The organism is Amycolatopsis sp. NBC_00345, assembly GCF_036116635.1.
Lineage (GTDB): Bacteria > Actinomycetota > Actinomycetes > Mycobacteriales > Pseudonocardiaceae > Amycolatopsis.
In genome coordinates, this window is record NZ_CP107995.1 from 9,361,715 (window position 1) to 9,376,931 (window position 15,217).

The window sequence follows — 15,217 nt, forward strand, 5'->3', positions numbered from 1 at the left end:
CCTCAGTCTGCCGACGCAGGTGTATCAGACGTCGCGGAGGGGCGGCGACGACGGCGCCGGCGGGCCGGACGCTCCCCGTTCTCGCCGGAGTCCTTCTCGGCCGAGCCGGCGGGGCCGGTGGCCTCGGGGCTCGAGTTCGCGGCACCGCGCGAGCGACGACGGGAGCGGGTGCGCTCGCCGCCCTCGGCCGTGTCCGCGCCGGAATCAGCCGAGGCCGAGCCCGAGCCAGAACCCGAGGCCGCGGCGTCGGCGGCCTCCACGGCTTCGGCCGCACGCGAGCCGCCGCGGGTCCGCTTGCGCGGGGTGCGGTTGCGCTTGCGCGGCGCCTCCTCGGCGTCGGACGGAGCTGCGGCGGCACCACGGCCGGGACCACTACGGCCACGACGCTTGCCGCCCAGGTCTTCTTCCTCTTCCGCGGCCAGCCCGGCGCGGGTGCGCTTGGACAGCGGCAGCCGTCCGGTGGTGCCCTCCGGGATGCCCAGGTCGCTGAACAGGTGCTTCGACGAGGAGTACGTCTCCACCGGCTCCGGCTTGTCCAGGCCGAGCGTGTCGGAGATGAGCTTCCAGCGCGGCATCTCGTCCCAGTCGACCAGGGTGACGGCGACACCCGTGCGCCCCGCGCGGCCGGTGCGGCCGATGCGGTGCACGTAGGTCTTCTCGTCGTCCGGGCACTGGTAGTTGATCACGTGCGTGACGTCGTCGATGTCGATGCCGCGGGCGGCGACGTCGGTCGCGACCAGCACGTCGACCTTGCCCGAGCGGAACGCGCGCAGCGCCTGCTCACGCGCGCCCTGGCCGAGGTCGCCGTGCACGGCGGCGGCCGCGAAGCCGCGCTCCACCAGGTCGTCGGCCACCTTCTGCGCGGTGCGCTTGGTGCGGCTGAAGATCATCGTCAGCCCGCGGTCCTCGGCCTGCAGGATCCGGGCGATGACCTCGGGCTTGTCCATCGAGTGCGCCCGGTAGACGAACTGGGTGGTGCGCTCGTGGATCGCGCTCGCGTCGTTCTCCTCGGCGCGGATGTGCGTCGGCTGGCGCAGGAAGGTGCGGGCCAGCGTGATGATCGGGCCGGGCATGGTGGCCGAGAACAGCATGGTCTGCCGCTCGTCCGGCACCATCCGCAGGATGCGCTCGATGTCGGGCAGGAAGCCCAGGTCGAGCATCTCGTCGGCCTCGTCGAGGACCAGGCCGCGGACCTTGCCCAGCACCAGGTCCTGCCGCTCGGCCAGGTCGAGCAGCCGGCCCGGGGTGCCGATCACGACGTCGACGCCCTTGCGCAGCGCGTCGGTCTGCTGCTCGTACGGGCGGCCGCCGTAGATGGCCAGGGTGCGGATGCCGAGGTGCTTGCCCGCGCCCTTGAGGTCGTTGGCGACCTGGACGCACAGCTCGCGGGTCGGGACCACGACCAGCACCTGCGGGGTGCCGTCGCCGGGGACCTGGACGCGGTGCAGCAGCGGGACGCCGAAGCCGAGGGTCTTGCCCATGCCCGTGCGGGCCTGGCCGATCAGGTCGTCGCCGGCCATGGCCAGCGGGAGGGTGAGCTCCTGGATGGCGAACGTGCGCTCGATGCCGGCCTCGGCCAGCGACCGCACGATCTCCGGCTTGACGCCGAACTCGGCGAAGGTAGGCGCCTCGGGCGTGACCGGGGCACCGGCCTGCAACGGGTGCGAGGTGTCGAGTGCCGGCGGGGCGTTCTCGCTGTGCTCGAGGGCCACCGCGGCGGTTTTTTCGGTTGTCGAACTCTCTGCGGTCAGGGTGATCGCCTCTCTCGTGACCAGCGCGCACAGGCCGGTTTGTCACTCGACACTCGACCGGGGGCTCGGGCTCGCACCGTCTTCCGATGTCGGAGCCGCCCACCCAGGAATGCCGCTGGAGGCGTGCACGCACAATTTGCGGCGAACCCCGGCAGCCCTGGTGGCGCCGGTCGCCCGCCTGGTTCCCGCAGCCGATGGCGTGCGGAAGCTTTGTCAATCTCTTCGGCAGTGTACCTGGTCAGGAGTTTTTCAACAGTACCGGGCGCGGCGGGGCCGGGTGGGATCGGTCTCTTCCCGACGGCCGCGGCCGGTTCGGCGATACCCTCGTCGCCGTGACCGAGCCGAAAGAGATCAGCGAAGGCGTCGTCGACCTGCTCGGCGTGATCGCCTATCTCGAACTTTCCGCGTTCGACCGGATGGCGGAGGACGCCCGCAGCGCGCCCACGCTCGCCGGCCGCGCCGCGCTGGCGTCGATGGCCGCGGCGGAGATCGGTCACTACGACCTGCTGGCCGCGCACCTGGCGGGCAGCGGCGTCACGGTCGAGGACGCGATGGGCCCGTTCGTCGCGCAGGTGGACGCCTGGCACGCCTCGACGCGGCCGAAGTCGTGGCTGGAGTCGCTGGTCAAGGCCTACGTCGGGGACGGGCTGGCGGCCGACCTGTACCGCGAGATCGCGAGCTGGCTCGACGCGGAGACCAAGGACCTGGTGCTCACCGTGCTGGCCGACACGGGCCATTCGGCGTTCGCCGAGCGCGAAGTCGCGGCCGGCATCAAGGCCGACCCGAAGACGCGCGACAAGCTCGCGCTGTGGGGCCGCCGCCTGCTCGGCGAGGCGCTGACGCAGGCCCAGTACGTCGTCGCCGAGCGCGATGGCCTGGCGGAACTCATCGTGGCCGGATCGGGCGACCTGTCGGGAATCGGCGCCCTGTTCCGCCGGTTGCAGCAGGGGCACACCAAGCGCATGCAGGCTCTCGGTCTCGGGTGACGTGGCTTTATCGCGCGGACGCGCGACACCGGAGCGGAGCGGTTCGGCTAGCCTTGCCAGGCGTAACCCCATCGAATTTTCAGCGGAGGTCCCACGTGGAGGTCAAGATCGGCATCAAGGACACCCCGCGCGAGCTGGTGGTGTCCAGCGGCCAGACCGCCGACGAGGTGGAGAAGCTGGTCGCCGAAGCCCTGACGGCCGGTGACGGGCTCTTCCGCCTCAACGACGAGAAGGGCCGCAAGTACCTCGTGCCCGCCGACCGCATCGCGTACGTCGAGATCGCCCCCTCGGACGCCCGCAAGGTCGGCTTCGGCGTCGGCGACTGAGGTCCGGCTGCGTTCCAAAACGCCGTCAAGGCCTCCTTACCCGCGTGTGACACGCGGGTAAGGAGGCCTTGACGGCGTTTACGCCAAGTGCGAGTCAGGCGTTCAGTTCCTCGAGGCTGGTCGGCACCGCGAACGGTGGCGTCGACGTGCCCATGACGCGGTAGCGGCCCCAGGGGTCCGGGTCCGACAGCTCGCCGGTGGCGGTGCGGTCGGCCACGCGGATCTCGCACGCCTTCTTCTTGCCGCCGGCCAGCTCGGTGACGGCCGGGTCGGCGGAAATCCGGCCGTACCAGTGGTAGTAGCCGTCGATGGGCTGGAAGTAGCCGCGCAGGTCGACCTCCACCGGCAGCTCCCGGCCGTGGGCGACGAGGGTGGCGGGGCCCGTGTAGCCGTCTTCGTCGTGCTCGCTCATGACCGTGCTCCTCTGCTCAGCCGGCGTCGCTGTCGGCCGGGTTCTCGTCGTCCTTGGCGCGGCTGAGCTGGACGACCTTGTTGGCCTCCAGCGGCAGGCTCGGGTCGATCACCACGCCGTGCTGGCGGGTCAGCCCGTCGATCGCCGCCCAGATGATCTGCGTGAGGTACTCGACGACCGAGTCGCGGCTCATCGAGCGCCGGTCGAGCCACCATTCGCCGGTGCTCTGGACCATGCCGACGATGCCGTGCGCCCACGGTTCCGCGGCGCCGGAGTCCATGGTGAACATCCGCATGTAGTCGCCGAGGAGCGCGGTCAGCGCGGTGGCGATGACCTCCTTGTCCTCGGCCACGACGTCGGCGTCCACGACCTTGCCCTGCAGGCCGCCGTGCGCGAGCAGGCGGTAGAGGTTCGGGTGCTCCTCGATCACGGTGAAAAACGCGTCGAGCGCCATCCGGATCCGCGGCACCGGCGCCAGTTCGGCGTTGATGGCCGGGATCAGCCGCTCGAAGAGGATCTCCGTGCCGCGCTGGCCGAGCGCGACGTACAGGTCGGCTTTGTCTTCGAAGTGCCGGTACAGCACGGGTTTCGTGACGCCTGCCTCCGCGGCGACGTCCTCCATGCCCAGGTCCGGGCCGTGGTTGTCGAGCGCCCGCAGCGCGGCCTCGACGAACTCCGCGCGGCGCGCGATGCGGTGCTTGCGCCACCGGTCGCGCCGGGCGTCGCCGGTCGTCGCCTCCCCGGAAGCGGACTGCTTGCCGGACTGCTTGCTGGAGCGCTTGACACGTTCGATCACGCAGGTCATGCTACCAGAGGTAACTGTTACCTCAAGTTACACGTATGGGAATTACAGGCGGCACCGGCGCCGGAAGGGGCGAGTTCATGACGCGGACGCTCAAGGACACGGACCGGGACAGGACCGCCGAGCGGCTGCTGAAGTCCTCGGCCAACAAGTTCTACGACCCCGACGTCGACATCGACTGGGATGCCCCGCTGGTCGAGGGCAAGCGCTTCATCCTCGACGAGCGCTCCTCGCTCTACGGCACCGAACTGTGGGACAAGCTGAGCCCGGAGCAGCGTATCGAGCTGGGCAAGCACGAGGTCGCCAGCGTGGCGACCACGGGCCTGTGGTTCGAGATCCTGCTGATGCAGATGCTGCTCAAAGAGGTCTACGAAGAGGACCCCACGACGGCGCACGCGCAGTTCGCGCTCACCGAGATCGCCGACGAATGCCGCCACTCCACCATGTTCGCGCGCATGGCGTCGCGGATCGGCTGCCCCGCGTACGGCCCGGTGCCGTTGCTGCGCCGCTTCGCGAAGCTGATGCCGGCGATCTCCTACGGCCCCGCGCGGTACGGCGCGATCCTGGTCGCCGAGGAGGTGCTCGACCGGCTGCAGCGCGAGCAGATGATCAGCGAGGACGTGCAGCCCCTGGTGCGGATGGTCAACCGCATCCACGTGCTGGAGGAGGCGCGGCACGTCACGTTCGCCCGCGAGGAGGTGACGCGCGGGATGGCGAAGCTGTCGAAGGCGGAGATCGTCTACCAGCAGTTCATCATCGCGCTGATCTCGTACTTCGTGACCCGCGCGTTCATCAACCCGAACGTCTACAAGGCCGTCGGCATCCGGCCGCGCGACGGCGTCAAGGCCGCGCTGGCCAACCCGAAGTGGCAGGGCACCATCGCCTGGGCCGGCGAGAAGATCATGCCGTTCCTGCAGGAGTCCGGCCTGGTCGGGTGGCCGGGGCGGTACTTCTGGCGCAAGTCGTTCCTGCTGCCGAAGGGCAAATAGGTGACTACAGCCGACGTACTTCTTCCCGCGGAGGCGGCATGACCACCGTCGAACGGCTTCGCCACCCGGCCCGTGAGCACCGGTTCGTCACGAGTGACGGCTGTGCGCTGCACGTCGAGGCGTCCGGTCCGGCCGACGCCGCGGTGACGCTGGTGCTCGTGCACGGCTGGACGCAGGACCACCGCACCTGGGACGGGGTGGTGGCCGCGCTCGGCCCGGGGACCCGGGTGCTGCGTTACGACCTGCGTGGCCACGGCGGATCGGCGCCGGCCCGCCGGGGCACCGCCACGATCCCGCGCCTGGCCGACGACCTCGCCGAGCTGATCGCCGCGCGCGTGCCGTCCGGGCCGATCGTGCTCGCCGGGCACTCGATGGGCGGGATGACCGTGATGGCGCTGGCCGAACGGCATCCGGAGCTGGTGGCGTCGCGCGTGGTGGGGGCGGCTTTCGTGGCCACGTCCTCGGGCCAGATGGACCGGATCACGTTGGGGCTGCCGGGTTTGGCCGGGGAGTTCTCGGTGCGCTTCGAGCGGCGGATCGCGAAGGCGCTGGCCCACCGGCGCGGGGAGCGGTTGCCGCTGAGCCCGGCGCTGGTGCGTTCGGGGGCCCGGTTCCTGGTGTTCGGGGAGCATCCGCGACGCGCCGACGTCCGGCTGGTCGCCGATCAGCTGCTGTGCGCGCACCCGGCCAGCCTGGGGGAGTTCCAGGACGCCATTTCCACGCACGACCGGCGGGTGGCGCTGGCTGCCCTGCGCGGGGTGCCGGCGGTGGTGCTCGCGGGGGAGAAGGACCGGCTGTGCCCGTTGCCGCACGCCAAGGTGATCGCGGACGAGCTGCCGGACGCGGAGTTCGTGCGTTATCCGGGGGCCGGGCACATGCTGCCGCAGGAACGGGCGGGGGAGGTCGCGGTGCGGATCGGGGCGCTGGTGCGAAAGAGCTCGTGAGTGTTTAGGACGGTTCTAACCGTCCTAAACACTCACGAGTCCTTGAGGGGGAAGCCGCCGCCGACGCCTCGCCAAGCCAGGTTGGCGGTCAGGGCGACGGCTTCTTCCTTGCTGATCGACTGGTTGTGCTGGAGCCAGTACCGCGCGCTCACCTGGCTCATCCCGACCAGGCCCACGGCCAGCAGCCGCGCCTTGTCCTCGTCCAGGCCCGCGTCCGCGGTGATCGTTTCCGTGATCGCCTCGACGCTGGCCGAGGTGGCCCGGTCCACCGCTTCCTGCACGGCGGGCTCACCCCTGAGGTCCGACTCGAAGACCATGCGGAACGCGCCGGCGTCGTTGTGCACGAAGTCGAAGAACGCGGCGACGGTGGCGGGGACGCGCTGGCGGTTCTCGGTGGTCGAGTCCAGTGCGCCCTTCACCCGGCCGACCAGGTCGTCGACGTGGCTTTCCAACAGGGCGATGTACAGGTCCAGCTTGCCGGGGAAGTGCTGGTAGAGCACCGGCTTGCTGACACCCGCCTCTTCGGCGATCTCGTCCATCGCCGCCGCGTGGTAGCCGTTCTCCGCGAAGACACGTTGCGCGGCCGCCAGGAGCTGGGCGCGGCGTTCTGTCCTCGGCAGCCGGACGCCCCGTTGCTGCAGTCGCGCCATGTCCGTCATTGTGCCTCCCGTCCGCGGCTTCGACGGGCGGGGTCACCACCGCGTGAAGTGGCCTTGAGATTACTCGTCGGTACGCCTGAAACGCCAAGTGTCGGGCATTCTGGATTCGTGACCAGTCCGACCACCCGCCCGGCCGCGAACCCGGCGACCCGCGCGCCGCTCACCCACGTGCCCCTCTCCACGCGGCCGTTGCCGCAGCTCGACCCGGTGCTCCCGCCCTGGCCGGGCGCCGTCGAGGAGGTCGGCGGCGTGGCCCTCAACGTCCGCCGCACCCCGGGCCCGGACGGCTCGGTCGCGGTCTACGTCCACGGCCTCGGCGGCTCGTCCAGCAACTGGACGGACCTGGCCGCGCTGCTTTCGCCCGTCGCGAGCGGACGGGCGATCGACCTGCCCGGCTTCGGTTACTCCGAGCCCGAGGCGCTGTTCGACTTCAGCCTCGACGCGCACGCCGAAGTCCTGGCGAAGTACGTCGAGGGGCTCGACGCCGGCCCCGTCCACCTGCTCGGCAACTCCATGGGCGGCGCGATCGCCCTGCTCGTCGCGGCGCGGCGGCCGGAGCTGGTCAAGACGCTCACGCTCATCTCGCCCGCGATGCCGGACCGCCGCCCGGACCCGCGCCGGCTGTCGGACCCGATGATGGCGCTCGCGTACCTGCCGCTGGTGGGCTCGCGCGTGCGGCGGCGGCTGGCCGGGCTGACCCCGCGCGAACGCGCCGCGCAAGTGATCAAGCTGTGCTTCCACGACCCGGCCAGGTTCTCCGACGCCCAGCTGGACGAGCTGGCCGAAGAGCACGGTGCGCGGGCCGCGTTCGCCTGGGCCGCGCCGGCCATGGCCCGCAGCACGTTCGGCATTTTCCGGGCCTGGTCGGCGCGCGGCGAGGCCTCGCTGTGGGCGGTCGCGCCGCGCGTGACGAGCCCCACACTCGTCGTCTGGGGGCTGCACGACCGGGTGATCTCGGCCCGCCGCGCGCCCCGCACCGCGCGGCTGATCCCGCACGGCCGGCTGCTGGTGCTCCCCCGAACCGGCCACGTGGCGCAGATGGAGCGCCCGAACGTCGTAGCCCGGGCGGTCCTGGGGCTCTGGGAGTCGGCTGAAAACGGTCAGTGGTAGTCCGATCGGGTGAAAGATGATCTCTCGGTAATCCGCCAGTCGCTTTCAGCATCACCGTGCGGTTATGGCACCCTGGGGCCGTGGACCGGCTTAAGCACGACGCTCGAGGAGACGACCGGCGGGCTTCGTACGCCGGGTCGTCACGGCGCACGTCGTCTTCCGGGGCTGCGTCCTCCTCGTCATCTTCGGGCTCTTCGAAGAAGCCCGCGAACTCCCCGCTGACCGACACCGGCTCGCCGCGCGTCGGCCAGTTCCGCCCCTCGAAGGCCCCGGCGCAGCGCGTCGGCGAGGACCGCTACCGCCCCGGCACCCGCCGCACCAGCGCGGAGCCGCTGCGCGCGTCGTGGAAGCCGAAGGGCGAGGACGAGCCCGAACGGCCCGCCCGCCGTCCCGTCAAGAAGTCCGGCGGCGGCGTCGGCAAGTTCGTGAAGACCTACGGCTGGCGCGTGTACGCGCTGCCGATCCTGGTGGTGATCACCGCGCTGGTGGTGTTCAACACGGCCACCGGCCCGCCCGAACCGGGCTCGCCGGCCGGCGCCGCCTCGGGTGAGGCCGCCGTGGGCAACTCCTCGTCGGGCGCGATCGACGGCGGCGACGGCATTCCGGAGAACCCGGCGAAACCGGTCGACGTCAACGTGCCGACGGCGGAACTGCCGAACGGCGGCGACTTCACCCAGGACGGCAAGGGCACCTGGCACGTCGTGGCCGGCTCCGGGCCGGTCGTCGGCAAGGCCGGGAAGCTGTACACCTACACCGTCGCGGTCGAGGACGGCATCGACCCGGCCAGCTACGCCGGCGACGACAGCTTCGGCACTGCGGTCCAGGGCATCCTGTCCGACCCGCGCAGCTGGACGTGGAACGGCGAGATCCGGCTGCAGCGCGTCGACGCGAGCTACCCGGACCCGGACTTCCAGGTGAGCCTGACCTCGCCGAACACCACACACCGGGCCGACGCGTGCGGCTTCCAGATCAAGTTCGAGGCCTCCTGCTACCGGCGCAGCATGGGCCGGGTGCTGATCAACCTGGCCCGCTGGGTGCGCGGCGCGAAGGTCTACGGCGCGGACATGACCGGCTATCGCCAGTACGCCATCAACCACGAGGTGGGCCACGCGCTCGGCAACATCCACGTCGGCTGCCCCGGCAACGGCCAGCCCGCGCCGGTGATGATGCAGCAGTCGTTCGGCGTGGCCGACGACTACGTGGCCGCGCTGAACAACATCCCCGGCGGCGACAAGGGCAAGGTGGCCCCCGACCACCGCGTCTGCGTGCCCAACGCGTGGCCGAACCCGACCCCGCCGCAGTAGCCGTACAAAGCAACCCCCTTCTCACGATCTGGACCCTGGGAAGCCCAACTTGCCAGTGAGCGTTGTGGATACTGGGATCGACAACGCGATCCGCGCGAGATGGAGGACCCGATGTCAGACACGGCACTGCCGCCGCTCGTAGAGCCGGCTGCCGAGCTCACCAAGGAAGAGGTGGGCCGGTACAGTCGTCACCTGATCATCCCCGATGTCGGGGTGGTCGGGCAGAAGCGGCTCAAGAACGCGAAGGTCCTGGTCATCGGGGCCGGCGGCCTGGGCAGTCCCGCGCTGCTGTACCTCGCCGCGGCGGGCGTGGGCACGCTCGGCATCGTCGACTTCGACGTGGTCGACGAGTCCAACCTGCAGCGCCAGGTGATCCACGGCATCTCCGACGTCGGCAAGCTCAAGGCCGCGTCGGCGCAGGAGTCGATCGCCGAGATCAACCCGTTCGTCAAGGTCTACCTGCACACCGAGCGGCTCGAGTCGGCGAACGCGCTGGAGATCTTCGGCCAGTACGACCTGATCGTCGACGGCACGGACAACTTCGCCACGCGGTACCTGGTGAACGACGCCGCCGTGCTGCTGGGCAAGCCGTACGTGTGGGGCTCGATCTTCCGGTTCGAGGGCCAGGTCAGCGTCTTCTGGGAGGACGCGCCGAACGGCAAGGGCCTGAACTACCGCGACCTCTACCCCGAGCCGCCGCCGCCCGGCATGGTGCCGTCGTGCGCCGAGGGCGGCGTGCTGGGCGTGCTGTGCGCGTCCATCGGCTCGATCATGGTGACCGAGGCGATCAAGCTGATCACCGGCATCGGCGAGCCGCTGCTCGGGCGGCTGATCAGCTACGACGCGCTGGAGATGAAGTACCGCGAGGTCAAGATCCGCAAGGATCCCGAGACCCCGAAGATCACCGAGCTGATCGACTACGAGGCGTTCTGCGGCGTCGTGTCCGACGAGGCGGCCGAGGCCGCTTCGGGCAGCACGATCACGCCCGCGGAGCTCAAGGCCAAGTTCGACAACGGCGACAGCTTCGCCCTGATCGACGTCCGCGAGCCGCACGAGTACGAGATCGTCAACATCAAGGGCGCGAAGCTGATCCCGAAGGACCGGATCCTCTCGGGCGAGGCACTCGCGGAGCTGCCGCAGGACAAGCCGATCGTGCTGCACTGCAAGTCCGGCGCGCGGTCCGCGGAGGCGCTCGCGGCGTTGCACGCGGCCGGCTTCAAGGACGCCACGCACCTGGGCGGCGGCGTGCTGGCCTGGGCGCGGCAGATCGACCCGAGCCTGCCGACGTACTGACAGTAGTGGTCCCTGAAGGCCACCATGAGGGCATCTAGGTCCCTGAAGGCCACCTTGAGGGCATCTACGTCCCTTATGGTGGCCTTCAGGGCCTTACGGCGGGGAAGTGTCGGCAGGGCGTGAGAAAACGGTGCGTGACCAGCGCGTCTTCTCGTTCGTGGCTGGTGGGGAGGGGTACCGTTTCCTCTTGTGCGGTCCACTCTCGAACGGCCATCCGAGCGCGTGTGCGTTGCTTTCGGCGGCGACACCGGCGGGGTTTCGGCGTTGCCGGACTCGTCCGCCTGGCGCTGCGGCGACCTGGTGCTCAAGCCGGTCACCGACAAGTCCCGCACGCTGTGGACCGCGCGGGCGCTGGACCACGTCGACGAGCCGGGCCTGCGGGTCGCGAAGCCGGTGCGTTCGCGCGACGGCCGCTGGATCGTCGGCGACTGGTCCGCGTGGCACTACGTTTCCGGCACGCCGGAGCACCGCTGCGACGAGGCCGTGCTCACCGCGGTGAAGCTGCACCGCGCCACGGCCGACCTTCCCCGGCCGGACTTTCTGGCTGCCCGCAAGGATCTTGACGCGGTCGCGGACCGGATCGCGTGGGAAGAGCTGGACCGCCCGCTCGACGAGGCCAAGGGCGGCCGCTGGTTCGAGATCCTGGCCCCGGCCCGCCGCCCGGTGAAGCTGCCGCCGCAGGTCGCCCACGGCGAACTGCTCGGCGGTGTCCTGTTCGACGGCGCCGCGGCCCCGGGCATCGTCGACTTCGTGCCGTACTACCGGCCGGGCGAATGGGGCGCGGCCATCGCCGCCGTCGACGCCCTGTCCTGGGGCGGCGCGACGGCCGCGCTGATCGACCGCTGGGCCCACCTGCCGGAGTGGCCGCAACTGCTGCTGCGCGCGGTGCTCTTCCGCCTGGCCGCGAACGCGCTGAACCCCCGCGCGACCGGCGCCGCCCTGGACGGCCTGCGCGCGGCGGCCCGTGAGGTCAGTGCTGTCCTCTGAGGCATCCGCTGCATCGGGACGAGCAGCGCGGACCTCACCAGCGGGCCCGCGCGCGGCGGGGGGATATGTGAACTGGCCGAAACATTCGGGAGTTTCCAGGTAACACGGCGTCCTTAGCGTCGGGGTCCTCGCCGATCCCGAGGAGCGCCCGTGCCGCACGTCGACACGCATTGCCCGTACTGCGCGTTGCAGTGCGGGATGCGCTTGACGGGTTCACGGGTCGAGCCGCGGGACTTTCCGGTCAACGCCGGGGGGTTGTGCCAGAAGGGCTGGACGTCCGGCGATCTGCTGCGCTCCGGGCGGCGGCTGACGACGCCGCTCGTCCGGCGGGGCGGGCAGCTGCGGCCCGCGAGCTGGGACGAGGCGCTGGACGTCGTCGCCGGGACGCTGCGGGAGCTGCGGGAACAGCACGGTCCCGATTCCGTCGCGGTGTTCGGCGGCGGTGGGCTGACCAACGAAAAGGCTTACCTGCTCGGCAAATTCGCCCGCGTCGCGCTCGGGACCTCGCAGATCGATTACAACGGCCGGTTCTGCATGTCGTCGGCTGCGGCCGCCGGGCTCCAGGCCTTCGGCGCTGACCGCGGGCTGCCGTTCCCCGTCACCGACCTCGGTGACGCCGACGTGGTGCTGCTGGCCGGGGCGAACCCCGCCGAGACGATGCCGCCGTTCGTGCAGCACCTGCGGCGCGCGGACCTGATCGTGGTCGACCCGCGCCGTACGCCGACCGCCGAGCTGGCGGGCCTGCACCTGGCCCCCGCGCCGGGCACGGATCTCGCGCTGGCGCTGGGAATCCTGCACGTCGTGGTCGCGGAAGGCCACCTGGAAAAGTCCTTTGTGGACGTGAGGACCACGGGCTTCGACGAGATGTGGCGCATCGCCGCCGCGTGGTGGCCGGAGCGGGCCGAGCGCGTCACCGGCGTCTCGGCCGCCGACCAGCGAGCCGCCGCGGCCAAGCTGGCCGGCGCGCGCAACGCGTACGTGCTCACTGCGCGCGGCACTGAACAACATGCCACGGGCACGGCGAACGTCGGCGGCTGGATCAACCTGGCGCTCGCGCTCGGCCTGCCCGGCCGCGAGGGTTCCGGCTTCGGTTGCCTGACCGGTCAGGGCAACGGCCAGGGAGGCCGGGAGCACGGGCAGAAGGCCGACCAGCTGCCCGGCTACCGCAAGATCAACGACCCCGCCGCGCGCGAGCACGTCGCCGGAGTCTGGGGTGTGACGCCGGAAAGCCTTCCGGGGCCGGGCCGGTCGGCCACCGAGTTGCTCGAAGCGCTCGGCCACGACGGCGGTCCCCGCGCGCTGCTTGTCTTCGGCAGCAACGTGGTGGTGTCCGCGCCACGCGCGTCGGGCGTCCAAGATCGACTGTCCTCATTGGATCTCCTGGTGGTCGCCGACCTCGTGCTGTCCGAGACGGCCGAGCTGGCGGACGTCGTCCTGCCCGTGACGCAGTGGGCCGAGGAGGACGGGACCCTCACCAGCCTGGAGGGCCGGATCCTGTTGCGTCGCAAGGCCCTCGACGCGCCACCGGAGGTCCGCACCGACCTCGAGGTGATCCACGGCCTCGCCACCCGCCTCGGCCAACCGGCCGCGCGGTTCCCGGCCGACGCCGAGACCGTGTTCGAGGAGCTGCGCGCCGCGTCGAAGGGTGGCACCGCGGACTACTCCGGCGTCACCTACGAGCGCCTGCGCGCGGGCGAGGCGCTGCACTGGCCGGTGCCGGCCGTGGACCACCCCGGCACGCCGCGGATGTTCCTCGACCGCTTCGCTCACCCGGACGGCCGCGCCCGCTTCGCCGCCGTCGACCACACCGGGCCCGCCGAGCTGCCCGACGCGGACTTTCCGTTGCAGGCCACCACCGGCCGGGTGCTGCAGCACTACCAGTCCGGCGCGCAGACCCGCCGGATCACCGAGCTGCTGGACGTCGTGCCGGAGATGTTCGTCGAGGTCCACCCGGACACCGCCGCGCGCTCCGGCCTCGCCGACGGTGAGCGCGCGCTGGTCCGCTCGCGGCGCGGTGAGACCGTGGCGAAGGTCCGGTGCGTCGGCTCGTTGCGGCCGGACTTGGTGTTTCTGCCGTTCCATTTCCCGGGTGAGGGTCGTGCGAATCTGTTGACCAATCCCGCGCTTGACCCGGTCAGTCGGATGCCGGAGTTCAAGGTGTGTTCGGTGTCGCTGTCCAAGGTGGACGCATGAGTGCGCGGCACGTGGTGGTCGCGGGGTACGGCATGGCCGGGGCGCGGCTCGCGGACGAGATCCGCCGACGCGATCCTGCAGGGGAGCGCGTGCGGCTCACCGTGGTTGGCGCCGAGCCGCATCCGGCGTACAACCGGGTGTTGCTGTCCTCGGTGGTCGCGGGCGGGCTGAGCGCCGAGCTGGTCCGGCTGCACGACGAGGGCTGGGCCGCGCGCACGGACGTCGACCTGCGTCTCGACACGAGTGTCACCGCGATCGACCGCCAGAACCGTTGTGTTGAAACGAAAAACGGCCCAATGTCCTACGACGCGCTGGTGCTCGCCACCGGCGCGTCGCCCTGGCTGCCGCCGGTGGAGGGGCTCGAACCCGGCCCGGACGTCGTCCCGTTCCGGACGCTCGACGACTGCGCCCGCATCGTCGACGCCGCCCGTCCCGGCGCGCCCGTCGCCGTGCTCGGCGGTGGCCTGCTGGGACTCGAAGCCGCGCGCGGGCTGGCCGGTCGCGGCGCGAACGTCACTGTCGTGCACCCGCGCCGGCATCTGATGGAACGCCAGCTCGACCCCGGTGCCGGGCGGGTGCTCGCGCGGCGGCTCGCGGAGCTGGGCGTCACCTTCCGCTTCGAGGCGACGGCCGCGCGGTACCTGCCCGGCGACGGCCTGAAGCTCGACGACGGCACGCTCGTCCCGGCCGACCTCGTGGTGGTCGCGGCGGGGGTCCGCCCGGAGACCGCGCTGGCCGAGGCGGCCGGGCTGGCCATTGACCGGGGTGTGCTGGTCGACGATCTCTTGCGCACCAGCGACGGCCGGGTCCACGCCCTCGGCGACTGCGCCCGGCACGCGCACGCCCCCGCCGGGCTCGTGCAGCCCGCGTGGGAACAGGCAGCGGTACTCGCCGACCTGCTCACCGGCGCCGACACCGCCGCGCGCTACCGCGGAACCACTGCCGTCACGCGGCTGAAGGCGCGCGACGTCGACCTCACCGCCGTCGGCGAGACCCACGTGACCAGCGAGGACGGCGACGCGGACGTGCTCACCTTCGACGACCCGTCCGGCGGCCGCTACGGCAAGCTGGTGATCCGCGATAACCGGGTTACCGGCGCGATCCTGCTCGGCCTGCCGGACGCGGCTGCAACCGTCACGCAGTTCCATGACCGTGGTATTCCGCTGCCCGAAGACCGGCTCGCGGTGCTGCTCGGCCGCGCGCTGCCCACCGGCAGTCCGGTCGCCGCGAGCCCCGCCGAACTGCCCGCGTCGGCGCTGATCTGCCGGTGCAACGCCGTCACCAAGAGCCGGCTCGTCGACGCCTGGCGCGGCGGCGCGACCGACGTCGCCGCACTGGCTCGCGTCACCCGGGCAACCACCGGCTGCGGTGGTTGCCGGGACACCGTCGGCGCCGTCGCGGACTGGCTGGCGGCGCAATGAAGACCCCTGTCGACCAAGGAACCGTCAACCAGGAGGAAAC

General features: G+C 71.3%; 14 protein-coding genes. 10 read left to right on the forward strand and 4 right to left on the reverse strand.

Annotation, left to right across the window (positions count from 1 at the left end):
• Positions 1-2: 2 nt before the first annotated feature.
• Positions 3-1,712: a DEAD/DEAH box helicase gene (locus OG943_RS42795; RefSeq protein ID WP_328606574.1), complete on the reverse strand. Its 1,710-nt coding sequence runs from the start codon at positions 1,710-1,712 to the stop codon at positions 3-5.
• A 371-nt stretch (positions 1,713-2,083) separates the two neighbouring features.
• On the opposite strand from OG943_RS42795, the gene OG943_RS42800 reads away from it, so the two are divergent.
• Both OG943_RS42800 and OG943_RS42805 read left to right on the forward strand, forming a co-directional pair.
• Entirely contained in the window at positions 2,084-2,737 is a 654-nt protein-coding gene (locus tag OG943_RS42800; RefSeq protein ID WP_328606575.1) for a ferritin-like fold-containing protein, read from the forward strand.
• Positions 2,738-2,832: 95 nt separating this feature from the next.
• The gene (locus OG943_RS42805) at positions 2,833-3,063 is read left to right on the forward strand and encodes a DUF3107 domain-containing protein (RefSeq protein ID WP_328606576.1); all 231 of its coding nucleotides are present in this window, start codon (positions 2,833-2,835) and stop codon (positions 3,061-3,063) included.
• A gap of 94 nt (positions 3,064-3,157) precedes the next feature.
• Here OG943_RS42805 and OG943_RS42810 read toward each other — a convergent pair whose 3' ends face one another.
• Positions 3,158-3,475: a DUF4873 domain-containing protein gene (locus tag OG943_RS42810; protein WP_328606577.1), complete on the reverse strand. Its 318-nt coding sequence runs from the start codon at positions 3,473-3,475 to the stop codon at positions 3,158-3,160.
• 16 nt (positions 3,476-3,491) lie between these two features.
• The gene (locus OG943_RS42815) at positions 3,492-4,280 is read right to left on the reverse strand and encodes a TetR/AcrR family transcriptional regulator (protein WP_328606578.1); all 789 of its coding nucleotides are present in this window, start codon (positions 4,278-4,280) and stop codon (positions 3,492-3,494) included.
• Positions 4,281-4,357: 77 nt separating this feature from the next.
• Between OG943_RS42815 and OG943_RS42820 the strand changes: the two genes are divergently transcribed.
• Together OG943_RS42820 and OG943_RS42825 are read left to right on the forward strand one after the other, a co-directional pair.
• Complete coding sequence (locus tag OG943_RS42820; RefSeq protein WP_328606579.1) at positions 4,358-5,266, forward strand: AurF N-oxygenase family protein; 909 nt, start codon at positions 4,358-4,360, stop codon at positions 5,264-5,266.
• Between the two features lie 38 nt (positions 5,267-5,304).
• Positions 5,305-6,210 carry an alpha/beta fold hydrolase gene (locus tag OG943_RS42825; protein WP_328606580.1) on the forward strand — a complete coding sequence of 302 codons (906 nt, stop codon included), beginning with the start codon at positions 5,305-5,307 and terminating at the stop codon, positions 6,208-6,210.
• 32 nt (positions 6,211-6,242) lie between these two features.
• Here OG943_RS42825 and OG943_RS42830 read toward each other — a convergent pair whose 3' ends face one another.
• Positions 6,243-6,869, reverse strand: a complete 627-nt coding sequence (locus OG943_RS42830) for a TetR/AcrR family transcriptional regulator (protein ID WP_328606581.1) — start codon at positions 6,867-6,869, stop codon at positions 6,243-6,245.
• A 108-nt stretch (positions 6,870-6,977) separates the two neighbouring features.
• Here OG943_RS42830 and OG943_RS42835 point away from each other — a divergent pair, with 108 nt between their 5' ends.
• The 6 genes from OG943_RS42835 (at position 6,978) to OG943_RS42860 (ending at position 15,177) form a co-directional block, all read left to right on the forward strand.
• Positions 6,978-7,979 (forward strand): alpha/beta fold hydrolase, encoded by a 1,002-nt coding sequence (locus tag OG943_RS42835; protein ID WP_328606582.1) that lies wholly within the window; start codon positions 6,978-6,980, stop codon positions 7,977-7,979.
• Between the two features lie 80 nt (positions 7,980-8,059).
• Complete coding sequence (locus tag OG943_RS42840; RefSeq protein WP_328606583.1) at positions 8,060-9,283, forward strand: DUF3152 domain-containing protein; 1,224 nt, start codon at positions 8,060-8,062, stop codon at positions 9,281-9,283.
• A 111-nt stretch (positions 9,284-9,394) separates the two neighbouring features.
• Positions 9,395-10,576, forward strand: a complete 1,182-nt coding sequence (gene moeZ, locus OG943_RS42845; protein ID WP_328606584.1) for an adenylyltransferase/sulfurtransferase MoeZ — start codon at positions 9,395-9,397, stop codon at positions 10,574-10,576.
• 189 nt (positions 10,577-10,765) lie between these two features.
• The gene (locus OG943_RS42850) at positions 10,766-11,563 is read left to right on the forward strand and encodes a TIGR02569 family protein (RefSeq protein WP_328606585.1); all 798 of its coding nucleotides are present in this window, start codon (positions 10,766-10,768) and stop codon (positions 11,561-11,563) included.
• A gap of 150 nt (positions 11,564-11,713) precedes the next feature.
• On the forward strand, positions 11,714-13,756 hold the full coding sequence (locus OG943_RS42855; protein ID WP_328606586.1) for a molybdopterin oxidoreductase family protein: 2,043 nt from the start codon (positions 11,714-11,716) through the stop codon (positions 13,754-13,756).
• Complete coding sequence (locus tag OG943_RS42860; protein WP_328606587.1) at positions 13,753-15,177, forward strand: FAD-dependent oxidoreductase; 1,425 nt, start codon at positions 13,753-13,755, stop codon at positions 15,175-15,177. Before OG943_RS42855 ends, OG943_RS42860 begins: the two co-directional genes overlap by 4 nt.
• Positions 15,178-15,217 lie beyond the last annotated feature (40 nt).